The organism is Lebetimonas sp. JS138 (assembly GCF_000523335.1).
In the GTDB taxonomy this organism is placed as follows: Bacteria; Campylobacterota; Campylobacteria; order Campylobacterales; family Nautiliaceae; genus Lebetimonas.
Genome location: NZ_ATHT01000001.1, coordinates 971,355 through 988,070, shown reverse-complemented (window position 1 = coordinate 988,070; position 16,716 = coordinate 971,355). Strand labels below are relative to the sequence as shown.

Annotated in this window: 22 protein-coding genes; 12 read left to right on the top strand and 10 right to left on the bottom strand. The window is 32.0% G+C overall.

The annotated features are described in order from the left end of the window. Window position 1 precedes the first annotated feature (1 nt). The 8 genes from infB to DZ67_RS0105630 are packed head-to-tail and all read right to left on the bottom strand — an operon-like array spanning window position 2 to window position 7,746. On the bottom strand, window positions 2-2,446 hold the full coding sequence (gene infB, locus DZ67_RS0105665) for a translation initiation factor IF-2 (protein WP_024791874.1): 2,445 nt from the start codon (window positions 2,444-2,446) through the stop codon (window positions 2-4). A gap of 15 nt (window positions 2,447-2,461) precedes the next feature. After that, complete coding sequence (locus DZ67_RS0105660; protein ID WP_236617366.1) at window positions 2,462-2,734, bottom strand: DUF448 domain-containing protein; 273 nt, start codon at window positions 2,732-2,734, stop codon at window positions 2,462-2,464. 25 nt (window positions 2,735-2,759) lie between these two features. Continuing rightward, complete coding sequence (thrB, locus tag DZ67_RS0105655; RefSeq protein WP_024787695.1) at window positions 2,760-3,641, bottom strand: homoserine kinase; 882 nt, start codon at window positions 3,639-3,641, stop codon at window positions 2,760-2,762. A gap of 9 nt (window positions 3,642-3,650) precedes the next feature. Then, window positions 3,651-4,106, bottom strand: a complete 456-nt coding sequence (locus DZ67_RS0105650; RefSeq protein ID WP_024787694.1) for a hypothetical protein — start codon at window positions 4,104-4,106, stop codon at window positions 3,651-3,653. Then, window positions 4,087-4,962 (bottom strand): UDP-3-O-acyl-N-acetylglucosamine deacetylase, encoded by an 876-nt coding sequence (lpxC, locus tag DZ67_RS0105645; RefSeq protein WP_024787693.1) that lies wholly within the window; start codon window positions 4,960-4,962, stop codon window positions 4,087-4,089. Before lpxC ends, DZ67_RS0105650 begins: the two co-directional genes overlap by 20 nt. Then, window positions 4,959-5,483, bottom strand: coding sequence for a septum site-determining protein MinC (locus DZ67_RS0105640; protein WP_024791872.1), 525 nt, complete (start codon window positions 5,481-5,483; stop codon window positions 4,959-4,961). The genes lpxC and DZ67_RS0105640 overlap by 4 nt, the downstream gene beginning before the upstream one ends. Further along, a complete protein-coding gene (locus DZ67_RS0105635; RefSeq protein ID WP_024791871.1) occupies window positions 5,480-6,805 on the bottom strand; it encodes a M23 family metallopeptidase in 1,326 nt (441 codons plus the stop codon). The genes DZ67_RS0105640 and DZ67_RS0105635 overlap by 4 nt, the downstream gene beginning before the upstream one ends. Next, the gene (locus DZ67_RS0105630; RefSeq protein ID WP_024787690.1) at window positions 6,802-7,746 is read right to left on the bottom strand and encodes a DHH family phosphoesterase; all 945 of its coding nucleotides are present in this window, start codon (window positions 7,744-7,746) and stop codon (window positions 6,802-6,804) included. The genes DZ67_RS0105635 and DZ67_RS0105630 overlap by 4 nt, the downstream gene beginning before the upstream one ends. 226 nt (window positions 7,747-7,972) lie before the next feature. On the opposite strand from DZ67_RS0105630, the gene DZ67_RS0105625 reads away from it, so the two are divergent. From DZ67_RS0105625 to DZ67_RS0105600, 6 genes are all read left to right on the top strand, one after another. Then, complete coding sequence (locus tag DZ67_RS0105625; protein WP_024787689.1) at window positions 7,973-8,245, top strand: 4Fe-4S dicluster domain-containing protein; 273 nt, start codon at window positions 7,973-7,975, stop codon at window positions 8,243-8,245. 63 nt (window positions 8,246-8,308) lie between these two features. Next, entirely contained in the window at window positions 8,309-8,722 is a 414-nt protein-coding gene (gene ndk / locus DZ67_RS0105620; protein ID WP_024787688.1) for a nucleoside-diphosphate kinase, read from the top strand. After that, window positions 8,723-9,049: a YceD family protein gene (locus DZ67_RS0105615; protein ID WP_024787687.1), complete on the top strand. Its 327-nt coding sequence runs from the start codon at window positions 8,723-8,725 to the stop codon at window positions 9,047-9,049. 9 nt (window positions 9,050-9,058) lie between these two features. Then, window positions 9,059-9,208 carry a 50S ribosomal protein L32 gene (gene rpmF, locus DZ67_RS0105610; protein ID WP_024787686.1) on the top strand — a complete coding sequence of 50 codons (150 nt, stop codon included), beginning with the start codon at window positions 9,059-9,061 and terminating at the stop codon, window positions 9,206-9,208. Then, window positions 9,208-10,209: a phosphate acyltransferase PlsX gene (plsX, locus tag DZ67_RS0105605; RefSeq protein ID WP_084043344.1), complete on the top strand. Its 1,002-nt coding sequence runs from the start codon at window positions 9,208-9,210 to the stop codon at window positions 10,207-10,209. The genes rpmF and plsX overlap by 1 nt, the downstream gene beginning before the upstream one ends. Then, entirely contained in the window at window positions 10,193-11,161 is a 969-nt protein-coding gene (locus DZ67_RS0105600) for a beta-ketoacyl-ACP synthase III (protein ID WP_024791869.1), read from the top strand. Before plsX ends, DZ67_RS0105600 begins: the two co-directional genes overlap by 17 nt. On the opposite strand, the gene DZ67_RS0105595 is transcribed toward DZ67_RS0105600, so the two are convergent. Further along, a complete protein-coding gene (locus tag DZ67_RS0105595; RefSeq protein ID WP_024791868.1) occupies window positions 11,151-11,954 on the bottom strand; it encodes a diguanylate cyclase in 804 nt (267 codons plus the stop codon). The genes DZ67_RS0105600 and DZ67_RS0105595 overlap by 11 nt on opposite strands. Before the next feature lie 90 nt (window positions 11,955-12,044). Here DZ67_RS0105595 and rpmI point away from each other — a divergent pair, with 90 nt between their 5' ends. The 6 genes from rpmI (at window position 12,045) to DZ67_RS0105565 (ending at window position 16,224) form a co-directional block, all read left to right on the top strand. Next, window positions 12,045-12,239 (top strand): 50S ribosomal protein L35, encoded by a 195-nt coding sequence (gene rpmI, locus DZ67_RS0105590; protein WP_024787682.1) that lies wholly within the window; start codon window positions 12,045-12,047, stop codon window positions 12,237-12,239. Between the two features lie 80 nt (window positions 12,240-12,319). Continuing rightward, entirely contained in the window at window positions 12,320-12,673 is a 354-nt protein-coding gene (rplT, locus tag DZ67_RS0105585) for a 50S ribosomal protein L20 (RefSeq protein WP_024789829.1), read from the top strand. 10 nt (window positions 12,674-12,683) lie between these two features. Continuing rightward, a complete protein-coding gene (gene rpmE / locus DZ67_RS0105580; protein ID WP_024787680.1) occupies window positions 12,684-12,884 on the top strand; it encodes a 50S ribosomal protein L31 in 201 nt (66 codons plus the stop codon). After that, window positions 12,885-13,676 carry a 16S rRNA (cytidine(1402)-2'-O)-methyltransferase gene (gene rsmI / locus DZ67_RS0105575; protein WP_024790888.1) on the top strand — a complete coding sequence of 264 codons (792 nt, stop codon included), beginning with the start codon at window positions 12,885-12,887 and terminating at the stop codon, window positions 13,674-13,676. 59 nt (window positions 13,677-13,735) lie between these two features. Continuing rightward, a complete protein-coding gene (locus DZ67_RS0105570) occupies window positions 13,736-15,280 on the top strand; it encodes a long-chain-fatty-acid--CoA ligase (protein WP_024787678.1) in 1,545 nt (514 codons plus the stop codon). Beyond that, window positions 15,277-16,224 (top strand): sensor histidine kinase, encoded by a 948-nt coding sequence (locus DZ67_RS0105565; RefSeq protein WP_024791867.1) that lies wholly within the window; start codon window positions 15,277-15,279, stop codon window positions 16,222-16,224. The genes DZ67_RS0105570 and DZ67_RS0105565 overlap by 4 nt, the downstream gene beginning before the upstream one ends. On the opposite strand, the gene DZ67_RS10890 is transcribed toward DZ67_RS0105565, so the two are convergent. After that, window positions 16,217-16,714 (bottom strand): type II secretion system protein, encoded by a 498-nt coding sequence (locus DZ67_RS10890; protein ID WP_024787676.1) that lies wholly within the window; start codon window positions 16,712-16,714, stop codon window positions 16,217-16,219. The two genes, DZ67_RS0105565 and DZ67_RS10890, sit on opposite strands and share 8 nt — an antisense overlap. Between the last annotated feature and the right edge of the window lie 2 nt (window positions 16,715-16,716).

Sequence of the window (16,716 nt, the reverse complement as noted above, 5' to 3'; positions counted from 1 at the left end):
ATTATCCTTCAAAATTGGCTTTTTCTTCAATTTTTTGATAAGTTTCAAGTATATCCCCCACTTTAATATCGTTAAATCCTTCAATCATAATACCGCATTCAAAACCTTTTCCCACCTCTTTTACATCTTCTTTAAATCTTTTAAGAGATGCAAGTTTAGTGTCGTAAATAACAACCCCGTCTCTTATAACTCTTACAAAATCGCCCCTGTGAACCATACCGTCTATCACATAACATCCCGCAACGGTTCCGACTTTAGGTACGTTAAACGTATCCCTGACCTCAACAGTTGCTGTTACTTCTTCTTTTATTTTAGGAGTCATCAAACCGCTTAAAAGCTCTTTTATATCATCAATCAAATCATAAATAATAGAATATGTCCTTATTTCAATACCTTCCTGTTTCGCCTTGTTTTTAGCCCCGCTTGTAGGTCTTACGTTAAATCCTAAAATAATGGCTTTAGGCTCGCTTGCTTTTGCCAAAATTACGTCATTTTCCGTTATAGCCCCCACATCGGAATGAATAACATCCACTTTTACTTCCTCGTTTTTAAGTTTAGCCAGACTTCCTTTAATAGCTTCAACACTTCCCTGGGTATCTGCTTTTACAATTACAGGAAGTTTTTTAAGTTCACCCTCAAGTATCATTTTTTGTAAATCTTCAAGCGTTGCTTTTGTTGATTTGCTTCTTTCTTTGGCTTCAAGATAATTTTTCCATTTTTCGGCAGTTTCTTTTGCCTCTTTATCACTCTCTACAACCACTAAATTATCCCCGGCGATAGGAGCTTCGTCAAATCCTGTAATTTCCGCAGGCTCGCCCGGTTTTACCTCTTTTTTCTGTTTTCCCAAATCATCTATAATTAATCTTACTCTTCCATGGGTTATTCCGCATACAAAACTGTCCTGTTTTTTAAGTGTTCCGTTTTTAACTATAACTGTTCCGACAGGCCCTTTTCCCTTTTCTATTCTGCTTTCGATTACAATGGCTTTTGCAGGGCATTTTGGATTGGCTTTAATTTCCATAATTTCAGACTGCATCAAAATTGTTTCAAGCAAATCGTCTATGCCTTCGCCTGTTTTTGCCGAAACTCCTACAAATTCATATTCTCCACCCCATTCAACGGGAGTTATTCCCATTTCCGCAAGCTGTGATTTAACCAAATCCGGATTGGCCTGAGGTTTGTCTATCTTGTTTACCGCCACTATAAAAGGTACCTCGGCGGCCTGGGCGTGTGCAATAGCCTCTCTGGTTTGGGGCATAACACCGTCATCAGCAGCTACTACAATAATTGCAATATCTGTAACCTGTGCGCCTCTTGCCCTCATTTCTGTAAACGCTTCATGCCCCGGTGTATCGATAAATGTAATTTTTTTACCGTCTTTTTCCACCATATAAGCACCGATGTGTTGAGTAATACCGCCGGCTTCTTTTGCTGTGATTCTTGAATTTCTTATTTTATCCAAAAGACTTGTTTTACCGTGATCAACATGCCCCATAATTGTTACAATAGGAGGTCTTTGTTGCAAATTATCTGAATCTTTACATTTTTCATCATATTTTTTTATATAATCAAATTCCGCAAGAGGATCATATATTTCTATGTTTGAGCCAAATTCCTCTGCAAGGGTTTCAATATATTCTTCACCCAAAAAGTCGTTTTTATCCCTTTCTTCACCAAGAGATCTCAATGTTTCAATCACATCCTCTATAGGCTTTTTGATTAAAGTTGCAAATTCATGGACTCTTACTTCTTTTGGAATTCTTATAATCTCGATTTTGACTTCTTTTTTCTTTTTTCTTTTTTTCTTAAGCCCTTCTTTTATTAATCCGCCTTCGCTTACTTTTTTTCTTTTAACAGTTTTAACCGCTTTTTTTTCTTGTTTTTTATCTTCTTTAATAGTTTTTTTTGTTTTTACTTTTTCACTTATTTCTTCATCTTTTAATGAAACATCATTAAAATAGAGATCCAAAAGCTCAACCTGGTTTTCTTCTATAACATCCATATCTGCCAAATCGACATTAATATTTAATTCTTTTTCCTGAACTTTTTTAGGTTTGGCTGGCGCCTTTTTAACTGTTTTTTTAACAGCTCTGGTATTTTGTTCTTCTTTAATTTCTGTTTTTGGTTTTTCTTCCTTAGGCTCTTCTTTTCTTTTAACGAGAGTGATACCCTGTTTTGTTTTTTTAACCAAATCGTTAAATGTTTTTCTTCTGCGTCTAATTGGTTTTTTTTCTTCTTCTTTTTTTACTTCCTGTTTTTTTTCTTTTTTTACCTCTTCTTTAGGTTCTTTTCCTTTATTTAAAAAATACTCCTGAATTTTAGCCGCTTCAAGAGGCGTAATTTCACCTCTTGCTTTTGCTTCTATCCCGATTTCTTTTGCAAGTTCAACCAGTTCTTTTGCTTTAAGACCCATTTCTCTTGCAACTATTGATACCTTTATCTTCAAACAAACTCCTTTTCTTTAATGTAAAATGGAAAATGGAAAAGTTAAAATTTTCTGTTTTGCTTTATCTTTATTTAAATTACATAATCTTGAAATATATCTGACAAATTTTTTTGAATTTATGCAACTTTCACAGACATAAAAACTTCTGCCGTTTCCGCTGAATTTAATTAATTCGTTATTAATGCACTGTAATCTGTACAAATTACTTTGCAAATCTCTTTTTCTGCAGGCAACACACATTCTAATCTGTTTTCCATTTCCTATTTGACATTTATTTTTACTATTCACTGTTCACTCTTCTCTAATTTCACCACTAATTATATACTTTAACTCCCAAATTGTCAAAATTCAATATTTTAACACTAAAATCTTTAAAATTATCTTTTAAAGCGGCATAAATACTATATGCATCATCTTTATACGCCATATTAAAAAACGTTGAACCGCTTCCGCTGAGTGTGGACATTAAAGCGCCTTCTCTCAAGGCTATCTCCCTTACCTTAAACAGCTCCGGAACCAGCCTCATCCTGTTTTCCTGATGAATTCTGTCCTCTACAATATATTTTAAAATATCAAATTTTTCAGAAAAAAACGCAGCGGTAATCATTGAGGAAGATGAAATATTACTGACCACATCTTTTAGAGAATAATATTTTTTTAACGCCTCTCTGCTTCTCTGGGTTGAAATTGGTCTGTTTGGAATTACAATAACAGCCCTTAGGTAAGTTGGAATAAATTTTTTAAGAAAATAAACCCTGTTTTTTCTCAGTTTTGCAACACAAAATCCCCCAAGTGTCGCAGGGGTGATATTATCGGGATGCGGTTCGTAATTTAGTGCCAAATTTATAATTCTGTCTTTTTTATACGGGACCTGAGCCATTTCATATGCAGCCGTAATCGCGGCTATTATTACAGCCGAACTGCTTCCAAGCCCGCGCGAGAGAGGTATTTTATTATTAAATTTAAATTTAAATTTTACTTCTTTATCTGTCAAATATTTATAATGTTCACTAAATATATCCACAAAATAATTTCTCGGAAGTTTTCTTAAAAAATCGGCATTTTCGCCGTAAATTTCTATTTCAATTCTTTCACTTGGAAGAATTTCAATTTCATTTCTTAAATTAAGCGCCAAACCTAATGTATCAAATCCTGCACCTAAATTTGCACTTGTAGCCGGAACCGTTATAATCATAAAAACCTTTCAAACTGCTTTTAACACATAAAGAGGCGAATTATCCGCAGAAAAATCATCTTTATTTAAAATTTCCGGTAAAAAAAATTCGCCTTCTTCTAAATTTTTTTTAAGTGTAATTATACCCTCTTTTTTTACAAAATAACTTTTATGGACAGCTTTTATGGGTCTATTGTTATTAAAATAAAATCCGTCGGCTGCAAATAATTTAATATTTTTTGCTGTTTCGAGGGTTTTAAAAAACACAAAAGCTAATTTTATGGACATAAAACTTCCCGGCCCTTTGGAATAAAAAATGGAATCAATTTCATATTTTTTTAAAATTTCATCAAATATTTCAGGCAAAACATCACTTGTTAAACCTTCTTTTTGTATAGTTTTTATTAATCTGTTATTTTTATAGATTCCAACTTTTACGGGCTTTGAAATTACAACTGCTACAACATCAACCAAAGGCTTTGACAAGTGAAAGCTCCTCTTTTGAAAAAGTTACTGTTTCATAGGCTTTTTGTTCAAACAGTTTTAATGTTAATAAATGATTCAAATGATGCCCGCTGGCAAAAGCTTCATATCTGCCTATAAAATTTCCGCCAAGCAGACTCATATCTCCTATTGCGTCAAGAATTTTATGTCTTACAAATTCATCATCAAACCTAAGAGTGTCGTTCAAAATCCCTTTGTCATCAAGAACTATGGCATTATCCAGGCTTCCACCGAGTGCAAGACCCATGCTTCTTAAATACTGAACTTCTTTTAAAAATCCGAAAGTCCTCGCCCTGGCTATCTCTTCAATATAATTTCTGGTGGAAAAAACAAATTCCCTTTTTTCCTTTCCTATTATAGGATGGGAGAAATTTATTTCAAAATCAAATGAAATTTTTTCATTAGGTTTAAGCCTTGCAAATTTTTCACCTTCTTTTATTTCAACTTCTTTTGTAATTCTTATAAATTTTTTGGGAGCTTCAAGCTCTTTTATACCGGCTTCTTGCAGGAGCATTACAAAACTTATCGCACTTCCGTCCATAATGGGAACTTCATCATTATCCAAGACTATTCTTAAATTGTCCACCCCCAAAGAATAAACGGCACTCATCAAATGCTCGATTGTGGAAACAACCACGTTATTTTCGCCTATTACAGTTGCCATTTTGGTATCCACGACATTTTGAGGTTTTAATTCAATACTTACACCTTTATCGCTTCTGTAAAATATTATTCCGCTGTTTTCTCCCAAAGGTTCAAGCCTTAATTTTACAGGCACCCCTTTATGAAGACCTATGCCTACCGCTTCCACTGCTTTTTTAATTGTTCTTTGTTTCACTCCAGTTCCCTTTTTCCGTCTTTTGTAAATACGGTTAATTTTTCTACCGTTCCGATATTTTCACCTTTATAAAAAATCGTCCCTTTTTTATTTTTTTTTACTATCAAATATTCGCCCTCACAAACAATATTACCTTCGCATTCCCCGAATATTTCAACATTTCCGGAAGTTTTTATTTTAGCCCCTGCATTAATTCTATTTAAAAATATCAAATTTTCATCACTGTCTATTTCGACTCCCGCTCTTATAATTTTATCATAAATTTTTGTATTAACTCGTTTTTCTATAATTTTTTCTTTTTCAATAATCTTAACTTCTTGCGTTTTTTCCTTTTCAGAAGTAAAAATACTGTTTTCAACAATATAGTTTAATTTTTTTTCTTTTAAAAAATTTTCTATTGCCTCATTATTTTCTTTCAAAAAAAAATAGTAATTTTTAACCAGAGCATATTTTGATTCTACAACATTTTTTAATTTTTCATAATCTTCTACTATAAAAGCCCTTATGGTTTTTTGCCTCATTTACCTATAAGCCTTTTTGATGAATTAATTATATTTATAATGTTTACTCTTATCCAGTTTCTGTCCATCCATTCAAACGGATTTACAGCTATTCCCTGAATATATAATCCAAAATGTAAGTGATCTCCTATAGCACCTCCTGTATTACCGGTTCTTGCAATAACCTCACCTCTTCTTACACTTGCACCAACAGGCACATCAAATTCTGATGTATGGGCATATAAAGAATAAAGTCCCAAATTATGATAAATAATTAATGTATTTCCATAAATCCCTATCCATTTTTCTGCCGCTACTTTTCCATAATTACTTGCATATATTTTTGCTCTTTTAATTTTAGCAACATCTATTCCTAAATGAATTGAATTAGAAATGAGTTTATTTTTATAAAAATAATGCCTTCTTTCGCCAAAATATGCTTCCAATAAGCTTCCCGGAAGAGGATTAAACGCCGCTAATGAAAATGAATTTATTTTATCTTCATAAATTTTACTTGTTAATTTATAAATTTCTTCATTATTAAGTTTTCTAACATATTCGTTTTCTTTTTTAAAAACACTAACAGGATCATTAGGGACACTGACATTCATTTTTTGTAAAATAGGTATGGCTTTATTCTTTATATAATTATCATCAATAATTATCTTAGCATCTGGATATTTATAATGTCTCCAATATAAAGGAATATGGGCTATCGATTTATTTCCGGCATAATCAATTGCAACTAAATTAGCTTCAAATGTCTTTTCTTTCACCGGCCAAGCTATTAAAGCAACATAATAATTTTTTTTATAAAATGGAGTTAATTTAAATTTATATTTGTTATCGACCAAGATATAAGCAGCTTTTAAATTAGCATCTGCTACTTTTACCACAACAGCCGCACTGCCGCCGTTTCCTATGGCATAGGAATTATTTACAATCTCGGCATCAGGGGCAATTGTATCAACTTTTAAGGTTACCTCTTTTTTTGCTTCGTTTCCGGCAAACCAGTTCCATTCGGATGTATCTACGGCGTCTATAATTAATTTGATTTTTTTAGAAGCAATCTGTGGCAATTTAACATCCAAACTTATACTTTTTCCAAAATTTCCACTTTTTTTAACCAACACCTTAGCATTTCCATTGATTAATGCCGTTACACTGTAATATTTAATACCTCTATTATCATTTATACTTATCTTTATTGGATTTTTTAAATTTGTAAAACCGTTTGAATTAACCTTAATTTCAGGAGGAATTCTTTCAAAGATAGGGGAAAACCAGACAAAACCTCCGGCAGCTATTATTAAGACCAATATAAAAATCCAAATTTTTTTCATAAGATCTCCTTTATATCATTTTTAAGCATATGTTTTATTTTTTTTAAATCAAATTCTTTAATTGTAGCCCCGGCTGCCCTTATATGCCCGCCTCCGCCGTATTTCACTGCTATTTTACTTACATCTGCATAATCTTTGCTTCTAAGAGAAATTTTAATTCCCTCATCTTCTTCCCTGAGTAAACATGCAATTTCCACACTTGCAATATTTCTTACACTGTTTACTATAGTATCCGTATCTTCTTTAATAGCTCCTGTAATTTCCATCATCTCTTTTGTAACTTCAACAAAAGCGGCTTTGCCTTCACAGCATAATTCTATTGTATCGTAAGCTTTTGCAAGTAATCTAAGGCGTGATAGCCTGTCTCTTTGAAAGAGCATTTTAGCTACATAATTAGGTTCTACCCCGCATTTAACAAGTTCTGCCGCCATTTCAAATACTTTGTTGTTTACACTTTCATACTGAAAGCTTCCTGTATCGGTTACAAGTGCCGTATACATACATATTGCGCTATCTTTATCAATTTCAACATTGTTGGCTTTTAACATATTAAAGATTACCTGAGAAGTTGAGGCCGCATTTGGTTCTATAAGGTTAATATCGCCATAATTTGTATTTGAAATATGATGGTCTATATTTATAAGAAAAGAGGGTTTGCTTTCAAGTCCCAGTCTGTCAAAACTTCCACAGTCAAATGAAATGGTTAAATCTATTTTTTTAGGCAATCTGTCGGTTATTTTATTAAAATTAGGTAAAAAATCCAAATACTGCGGCAGAAGTTTTGTCATATTAAAAACAGTCACTTTTTTATTCATTTTTTTTAAAATAGGATATAAGCTCAATGAACTTCCAAGAGCATCTCCGTCAGGATTTACATGGGCTATCAATAAAATATTGTCTGAATTTATTATTTTTTCCCAAACCTGTTTATATAAATTCATATATTAGCCTTTTTTATGGAATTATACCAAATAGTAAAAAGTGAGTTGTGAGTAGTGAGTTGTGAGTGGTAAATTAAAAAATTCCTATAACTACTCACTATTTACTATTCACTACTCACTATAATATATTACAAAACGTAACAAAAAAATTTTAAAAAATAACATTTAAGCAAAACTTAAGGTTTGTGTGTTATATTTCTATTACAAAAAAAATAAAGGAGTTAAAATGGCAGTAAAAATTACTGATATTTGTATTAATTGCGGGGCTTGCATAGACGAATGTCCTGTAGAAGCAATTGTGGATGACAGCGAAAACCCAACAGGAGAAGAAACATATTATGTATATCCTGACAAATGCGTAGAATGTGTTGGATATTATGATTCTCCGGCATGTGCTGAAGCTTGCCCTACTGAGGGATGCATAGTTTGGGACGAATGCAAAGAAGGACAAACTTGCAGAGAAGACAGAGGAGAACCTGGTGCTCCTGTAATCGAATAATCCCCTCTTCTTTTTTTCTTCATTTTTTTGTATAATTCCTCTCTAAAAAGCTAAGGAGAGATAATGGAACAGACACTTTCAATAATTAAACCTGACGCTGTAGCTAAAAATGTTATTGGAAAAATAATAGATAGATTTGAAAGTAACGGACTTAGAATCGCAGCTATGAAAAAAATTAAATTAAGCAAAGACGACGCTGCAAAATTTTATGAAGTACATAAAGAAAGACCGTTTTTTAATGATTTATGTGAATATATGAGCAGTGGACCTGTTGTAGTTATGGTTCTTGAGGGTGAAAGCGCTGTGAAAAAAAACAGAGATCTTATGGGAGCCACTAATCCCAAAGAAGCGGCAGAGGGCACAATCAGAGCAGATTTTGCTGAGAGTATTGAGGCAAATGCAGTTCACGGCAGTGATTCTCTTGAAAATGCTAAAAAAGAAATCGCATTTTTCTTTGCAGGCAGGGAGATTTTGTAATTGAATATTCAAAAAAAAATTAATAATATTCAATTTATCGGCAGTAGTGAAAAAAAAGGTGATTTTTATTTAGTAAAAGGAAAAATCACCGGTACATTAGAAGTGGAATGCGTTAAATGTTTAAATACTTTTGAAAGAAAAGTTGACGAAGAGGTTAAATATAAAATTGTAAAACCTCCTTATCACGGTTTTGATGATGAGTATGATATAATTGAACAAGAAAAATTTGATTTAGATGAAATAGTAAAAAGTGAAATAGAAAGTTTAAAACTTGATTATAATATATGCGAAAAATGTAAAAACAAAGAATTTAACAAAGAATTTTAAGGAGAAACAATGGCAGTTCCAAAAAGAAGAAACTCTAAAACAAGAGGAGCTAAAAGAAGAACACATTATAAAATTAGATTATCTAATGTTGTAAAATGTTCAAACTGCGGGGCTTACAAAAGACCTCACAGAGCATGCCCAAGCTGCGGTGAGTATTAATGAAAATAGCGATTGATGCAATGGGAGGGGACTTCGGTCCCGGGCCTATTATCGAAGGTGTTGTTGAAGCATTGAAAAAGAAAGATTTTACCGCTTATTTGGTGGGAGATGAAAAACAGATAAAACCGTTAATTCCGCAAAATTTACAAGAGAAAGTTAGGTTTATAAATAGTGAAGATGTTATAAGCATGACAGACAATGCTACAGATGCTGTAAGAAGAAAAGAATCCACTATTTATAAATCTATTGAATTACTTAAACAAAAACAGGTTGACGCAGTTGTTTCAGCCGGTCACAGCGGAGCCACAATGAGCCTCGCAACACTCAGGCTCGGCAGAATAAAGGGAATAAAAAGACCCGCTATTGTAACTTTTATGCCGAATATCAAAAAATCATATACATTAGTTTTAGATGTTGGCGCAAATGTTGACTGTGATGCAAATAATTTATATCAGTTTGCTTTAATGGGTGAAGAATATGCAAAAGTGGTTTTAAATAAAAACACTCCGAGCATCGGGCTTTTAAGCAACGGTGAAGAAGAAAGCAAAGGAAACTCCGTTACCAAAGAAACTTTTAAAATATTAAAAGAAAACTGCAAATCTTTTATCGGAAATGTAGAAGGCTCTGATATATTTAAAGGCGGAGTGGATGTTGTTGTATGCGACGGTTTTATAGGAAATATTGTTTTAAAAACAAGCGAAGGTGCGGCAGAAGCCATATCAACTTTAATAAAACAGGAAATTTATGCCTCAGGAATCTTTCAAAAAATAGGGGCACTTTTATTAAAGCCCGTATTCAAAGGTCTGAAAAAAGCAACAGATTATGCAGAATACGGAGGTGCGCCTCTTCTTGGAATAAACGGATGTGTTATTATAAGCCATGGAAAAAGTAATTCCAAAGCCATAAAAAACGCAATCTTCCAAGCCGTAAAATATATTGAAAACGATGTAACACAAAAAATAGAAAATTCCCTAAAGGTTCATAATGTATGCAAGTTTTAAAAGTATAGGGGCGTATGTTCCTCCTAAAATTTTAACAAATAAAGATTTGGAAAAAATAGTAGACACTACAGATGAATGGATAACAAAAAGAACAGGTATAAAAACAAGACACATCGCTGAAAATGAGGTAACAAGCGATTTGGCGTATAAAGCTTCGGTTGATGCACTTAATAATGCCGGAATGAAACCCGAAGATATTGATATGATTATTTTAGCCACAATAACACCTGATTATTTCACAATGCCCTCAACCGCATGTTTAGTAGCTGAAAAACTGGGAATCACAGCGCCAGCAGTGGATATCAGCGCCGCTTGTACCGGCTTTATTTATGCCCTTGCCCAGGCAAAGGCTTTTATTGAAAGCGGGGTATATAAAAACATATTGATAATCGGTGCAGAGACACTCAGTAAAATAGTAAACTGGAAAGACAGAACCACCTGTGTTTTGTTTGGTGACGGGGCGGGAGCCGCAATTATAAGTGCAACAGAGAAAAAAGAAGAAGCCATAACAGATATAGATATAAACGCCGACGGTAAATATAAAGATTTTTTAATAACACCCGGCAGAGGTGTAAAATATGGATGTGAAAGCGATAGAATCTGGCTCGAAATGAAAGGTAACGAAACATTTAAAGTCGCCGTTAAAACATTGTCCCAGTCTGTAACCGATATATTAAAAAGAAACAGTATGACAAGCAGAGAAATAGACTGGTTTATTCCTCATCAGGCAAATTACAGAATAATTGATGCTGTTGCAAGAACCATTAAAATGCCAAAAGAAAAATCTGTTTTAACCGTTCATAAATATGGAAACACTTCTTCTGCTTCAATACCTATGGCAATAAATGATTTATATAAAATTGGAAAAATTAAAAAAGGCGATATTATGCTTCTTGACGCTTTCGGAGGCGGATTTACATGGGGAAGTGCGATAGTCCCTTTTAATCTATAAGATTTCTTTCCAAATCATCAAGAGCCAATAACACATTACCTTCAAGTTCGGGAATATGGGAAAAAGATAAAGAATATGCAATTTTAATTCCGTCTACTTCAAAATTATCTAATGATTTTCTTATTCTGTTTATTATTTTTTCCGTTACATCAAGAGGAGAAAATGTTATTATTTTAAATCTAAAATCGTTTCTGAAAATAAAATCTATATCTCTCAGCATATTTTTTAATTTATCGGCAATTGCTTTTAATATTTCATTTACTTTTTCTCTTCCGTATAATCCCTCAATTACCCCTGTGTTTTTAATATCTATATAAATAATTCCGAGAGGTTTGTCGAAATCCTTGTATTCTTCAATCAACACTTCAAAATATTTTTCGTTATAAACACCTGTAAGAGGATCTTTTATTACAATATCAGCAATTCGTGCACTTATCATTTTAAAACTAACTTCACCGATAAGCTCGTTGTTTTTAATTACAGCTACTTTTTTTAAATTGTTTGAACGCATATAATAATACGCATCTATAATATTTGTATCATAATTTAAAACATTTATTTTTTTAGGATGTTTTTTGATATACTCCAAAACATTTACATCCAATTCATTACTCAAAAGCACATCTAAAAAATCAATATGTTCAAACATAAAAACAGGATATTTATTTTTTGTCAGATAAATTGAATCCGTTTTATATTTATTTGATAAAACAATTAATTCTTTAATTGTCATATCTTTTACTTCATTACACTCTTTATAATAAACGTCTTCGACATATTTTTCTATAGTCATATTTTTAATCCTTACATAATGTATCATTATTGTAGCATAAAATTAAACTTTATGGTATAATTTCATCTCAATTTGAGTAAGGAGCTTAAAATGCCTAAAATGAAAACAAACAGAGGGGCGGCTAAAAGATTCAAAGTTAAAAAAAGCGGTAAAATCAAAAGAGGAAGCGCTTTTAGAAGCCATATTTTGACTAAAAAATCACAAAAAAGAAAAAGAAATTTTAGAGCCCCTAAATATGTTGCAAAAGCAAACATAAAAGAAGTAAGAGAACTTTTAGGAGTTTAGTGTAGAAGTGGCCAAGTGGGTAAAAGACCCCGCCTAAAAGGCTAAGTTGCGACAGTTTGCACGCCAAAAAACAAGGAGAAATAATGAGAGTAAAAACAGGAACGGTAAGAAGAAAAAGACATAAAAAAATATTAAAAATGGCTAAAGGCTTCTATTCTGGCAGAAGAAAACATTTTAGAAAAGCCAAAGAACAGATTGAAAGAAGTTTAGTATACGCTTTTAGAGACAGAAAACAGAAAAAAAGAGATTTTAGAAAATTATGGATAGTAAGAATTAATGCCGCATGCAGATTAAACGATATTAGTTATTCAAGATTTATAAACGGTCTTAAAAAAGCCGGCATCGAACTTGATAGAAAAATACTTGCCGATTTAGCTATGAATGAACCTGAAGTTTTTGCTGCGGTTGTTCAAAAAGCTAAAGAAGCACTATAAGGAGCAATAAATGAAAAAAGATATACATCCCAAATATTTAACTTGTCAGGTTACATGCACATGCGGTCACACTTTTGAAATACTTTCAAATCAACCTACACTGAGAATTGAAGTATGCGACAAATGTCATCCTTTCTATACAGGACAGGAAAGAAACTTAGACAGAGGCGGAAAAGTAGAGAAATTTAAGAAAAAATACGGCTTAAAATAATTGATATATTTTGTTCCAACACCCATTGGAAATTTAGCCGATATTACAAAAAGGGCTCTTTTAGCCCTTGAAAATTCCGAAATTATATTTTGCGAAGATACAAGGGTTACAAAAAAACTTCTAAATCTTTTAAAGATTCCCCTAAATAAAGAATTTATTTCAATGCATTCACATAATGAATCAAAAATAATTAACAGCCTGGATATAAATCTTCTAAAAACAAAAGAATGCTCTTACGTCAGTGATGCGGGAATGCCCGGAATCAGCGACCCAGGCAGTAAATTAATTCGGTTTTGTCAGGAAAACAATATACCTTACACTGTTTTACCGGGACCGAGTGCATTTGTAACGGCATATGTTGCAAGCGGATTTGAAGGTGAATTTTGTTTTTATATGTTTTTACCGAATAAAGGAAAAGAAAGAACCGATAAATTATATGAAATTATGCAAGCAGGCAAAATTTCTATTCTTTACGAAGCTCCTCACAGAATTGAAAAACTGATTAAAGAAATTCAAAAAATAGATGAAAACAGAGAAATTTTTCTAATAAAAGAAATATCAAAAATTCATGAAAAATTTATAAAAGCAAAAGCAAAAGATATAAAGTTAGATAATACCAAAGGCGAATGGGTTGTTGTAATAGACAAGGCAAAAAAAACAAAAATGCTAAATTTAACATATGAAGACATATTAAACCTTAACCTTTCCATAAAAGAAAAATCAAAACTTCTTGCTAAAATCAGTGATAAATCACAAAAAGAGATATACAATTCACTGTTAAATAATGGATAATTGAGAATATAAAATGGAAAATTAATAATTTGATATAATAATGATAAAAAGGTAATTTTATGAATTATCAATATAATAACTTCTATGAAATACTTGAAAAAAATGCAAAAAATTTAAAAAACAAACCTGCCTATTTTCTAAATAACAGAAAAATTTCCTGGGAGAGAGTCAAAAAAAAAGTTGACACGTTTGCCAGGGCTTTGGAAATTATAGGTGTTAAAAAAGGTGATTTAGTTCCTGTTTTAGTTGGAAATTCAATAGAATTTATTGTTGCAATTCTTGCCATACAAAAACTCTCTGCCGTTGCTATACCGGTTAATACATTTTTAAAAGAAGAAGAAATTACTTTTATTTTAAATGACACTGAAGCTGAAATTTTAATAGCTTCAAGCAAATTTAAAAACAATCTAAAAAATATAAGAAACAATACAAATATTAAAAAAATAATATGGGAAGGTGAAGTTGAAAATATAGATGAAAATAATATCTCTTTTTCAGAAATTCTCTCAAACTTTGAATCACATGAAATAAAAGAGCTTCCTAAAAGAGATGATTTGGCGGTAATTATTTATACATCCGGAACTACCGGAAAACCAAAGGGGGCAATGCTTACATACAAAAATTTTTTCTCAAACATCTACGGGGTAAATGAGCTTATTAAACTCACAAATAAAGACAGATTTATAGCGTATCTTCCAATGTTTCATTCTTTTACTTTAACTGTAAACATACTTCTTCCCATGTTTTACGGCTCACCTGTTGTAATAATACGCTCAATTATGCCTTTTAGTAATATTATAAAACAGACCCTACTAAAAAGAGTTACAATTTTCACAGGCGTTCCGGATGTTTATTCTGCACTCTCAAGGGCAAAACTTCCTTTTTATTTTCACTGGTTTAATAAAATAAGGTTTTTTGTTTCAGGTGCCGCACCACTCGCCGGTGAAGTACTTGAAAGATTTTCAAAAAAATTCAAAAGGGCAAAACTGCTTGAAGGTTACGGACTTAGCGAATGCTCGCCTGTAGTAGCCGTCAACAGAGCCGAACTTCAAAAACCTTTTTCAGTCGGCCCCGCAATACCGGGTGTTGAAGTAAAAATAGTAAATGATGAATTAATTGAAGTGCCGAGAGGAGTTGCCGGTGAAATTATCGTAAAAGGCGATAATGTCATGAAAGGCTATTATAAAAGGGAAGACGCCACTCAACAGAGCATCATTAACGGATGGCTGCTTACGGGAGATATAGGAAAAATAGATGAAGACGGATATATTTATATACTTGACAGAAAAAAAGATTTGATTATCTCTAAAGGCGTTAATATTTATCCAAGGGAAATCGAAGAAATCTGTCTGAAATTTCCGGGAATCAAAGAGTGTGCTGTAATTGGGAAAAAAGAAAATAACGATGAAATACCGGTTGCTTTTATTGAGCTTGAAGAAGAAGCCGATTTTAAAGAATTAAAACTAAAAAAATTTTTAAAAGAACATCTTGCAAATTATAAAATTCCAAAAGCTTTTTATGTAATAGAAGAACTTCCAAAAAATGCCACCGGAAAAGTTTTAAAAAGAAAACTGAGAGAAAACATTGAGGAATATATTAAATGAAACTTTCAAAAGAAAATGAAGAGCTGATAAAAAATCTTGAAACATTAATTCAGAGGACTTATGAAGTAGAAAACGAATTTATCGAACTTAAAAATATATTAAACGGGGTTATAGAATTTTTACCTCATGCCCTGTGGGTAATAGATGAAAACGGGGAAATTATTGCCCAAAATTCTAAAACCAATGAGTTTGATTTTATTCCAAACGAAGGCGAAATAGAAATAAATAAAAAAGTTTATTTAATCAGAAGCTCAAAAATCGAAAATAAAAAAATAATAAGCGCTACCGACATAACAGAGCAAAAAAGAAATGAAAGACTAATCTCTATGGGACAGATGGCGGCACACTTAGCCCATGAAATCAGAAACCCAATAGGTTCTATTTCCATACTTTTGTCTTTATTAAAAAAAGAATGCCCAAATAACGAATTAATCAATGAAGCAAAAAGCTCGATTTTCAGGATTGAGAGAATAATTAAATCGACTCTTCTTTTTTCAAAAGGCTTAAAACTTAATAAAAGAATCTTTTTTTTAAGCGAATTACAAAAAGATTTGGAAGAGATTATAAAATATTATTCTTATTCTAAAAATATAGAATTTATATTCTTTTTACCTGACATTGAAATAAATGCCGATTATGATTTAATATTACTCGTTCTTCAAAATATGTTAATAAATGCGATTGATGCAATAGAAGAAGATGAAAATGAAGAAGGATTAATTGAAATTTTATACGATAAAAAAGATAATTATCATATTATTAATATTTATGATTCCGGAAAAGAAATAGAGGATAAAAACATTCTTTTTACACCTTTTAAATCCACAAAAACAAAAGGTAACGGTCTTGGACTTGCTTTAAGCAAGGAAATAATAGAAGCCCATAACGGAAAAATAGAATTGGCAAAAGAAAAAAAAGGATTTAGAATTTATCATCCTATTTAAAAAACAGATTTTCACATTCCTCTTTAGTTACGCCATCTCCATTATCACAGACAATAAGACCGTTTGTTGAATTATATTCAAATTTTAAATCTTTTGAAGAATTGTATTTATATTCGTATTTATTGTCATCATACTCTTCAAAACATCCGGAATTTTTATTTCCGCAAGAAAGTACGGGCACTTTTAATATATAAGAAAAAAGCTTATCAGTATTTTTTCCGTCATCAAGTTTTTTAGGATATCCTGTATTATCATCAAAATCTGCTGAATGGTCAATTCCGTCAGCCCCGATCCATTTAAAATCATCATTTACAATCCACTGAGAATGGATATTGTCAATTGCGGATTGAACAGAGGTAATTGTTGATTTAAGCGCGGAATTTTTAGCATTTGTTGTAAGATGTGTAAATTTAGGAACGGCCACAGAGGCCAGAAGACCTATGATAACTATTACAAAAATAAGTTCTATTAATGTAAACGCTTTTTTCATTA

Bases quoted from the DNA above. Each gene is read 5' to 3' on its own strand.
- rpmE (WP_024787680.1), top strand. From the start codon at position 12,684: ATGAAAAAAGATATACATCCCAAATATTTAACTTGTCAGGTTACATGC.
- DZ67_RS0105635 (WP_024791871.1), bottom strand. From the start codon at position 6,805: ATGAAAAAAATTTGGATTTTTATATTGGTCTTAATAATAGCTGCCGGA.
- rpmF (WP_024787686.1), top strand. From the start codon at position 9,059: ATGGCAGTTCCAAAAAGAAGAAACTCTAAAACAAGAGGAGCTAAAAGA.
- DZ67_RS0105640 (WP_024791872.1), bottom strand. From the start codon at position 5,483: ATGAGGCAAAAAACCATAAGGGCTTTTATAGTAGAAGATTATGAAAAA.
- rpmI (WP_024787682.1), top strand. From the start codon at position 12,045: ATGCCTAAAATGAAAACAAACAGAGGGGCGGCTAAAAGATTCAAAGTT.
- ndk (WP_024787688.1), top strand. From the start codon at position 8,309: ATGGAACAGACACTTTCAATAATTAAACCTGACGCTGTAGCTAAAAAT.
- DZ67_RS10890 (WP_024787676.1), bottom strand. From the start codon at position 16,714: ATGAAAAAAGCGTTTACATTAATAGAACTTATTTTTGTAATAGTTATC.
- DZ67_RS0105600 (WP_024791869.1), top strand. From the start codon at position 10,193: ATGTATGCAAGTTTTAAAAGTATAGGGGCGTATGTTCCTCCTAAAATT.
- DZ67_RS0105630 (WP_024787690.1), bottom strand. From the start codon at position 7,746: ATGAATTTATATAAACAGGTTTGGGAAAAAATAATAAATTCAGACAAT.
- thrB (WP_024787695.1), bottom strand. From the start codon at position 3,641: ATGATTATAACGGTTCCGGCTACAAGTGCAAATTTAGGTGCAGGATTT.
- plsX (WP_084043344.1), top strand. From the start codon at position 9,208: ATGAAAATAGCGATTGATGCAATGGGAGGGGACTTCGGTCCCGGGCCT.
- DZ67_RS0105565 (WP_024791867.1), top strand. From the start codon at position 15,277: ATGAAACTTTCAAAAGAAAATGAAGAGCTGATAAAAAATCTTGAAACA.
- DZ67_RS0105625 (WP_024787689.1), top strand. From the start codon at position 7,973: ATGGCAGTAAAAATTACTGATATTTGTATTAATTGCGGGGCTTGCATA.
- DZ67_RS0105570 (WP_024787678.1), top strand. From the start codon at position 13,736: ATGAATTATCAATATAATAACTTCTATGAAATACTTGAAAAAAATGCA.
- DZ67_RS0105595 (WP_024791868.1), bottom strand. From the start codon at position 11,954: ATGACTATAGAAAAATATGTCGAAGACGTTTATTATAAAGAGTGTAAT.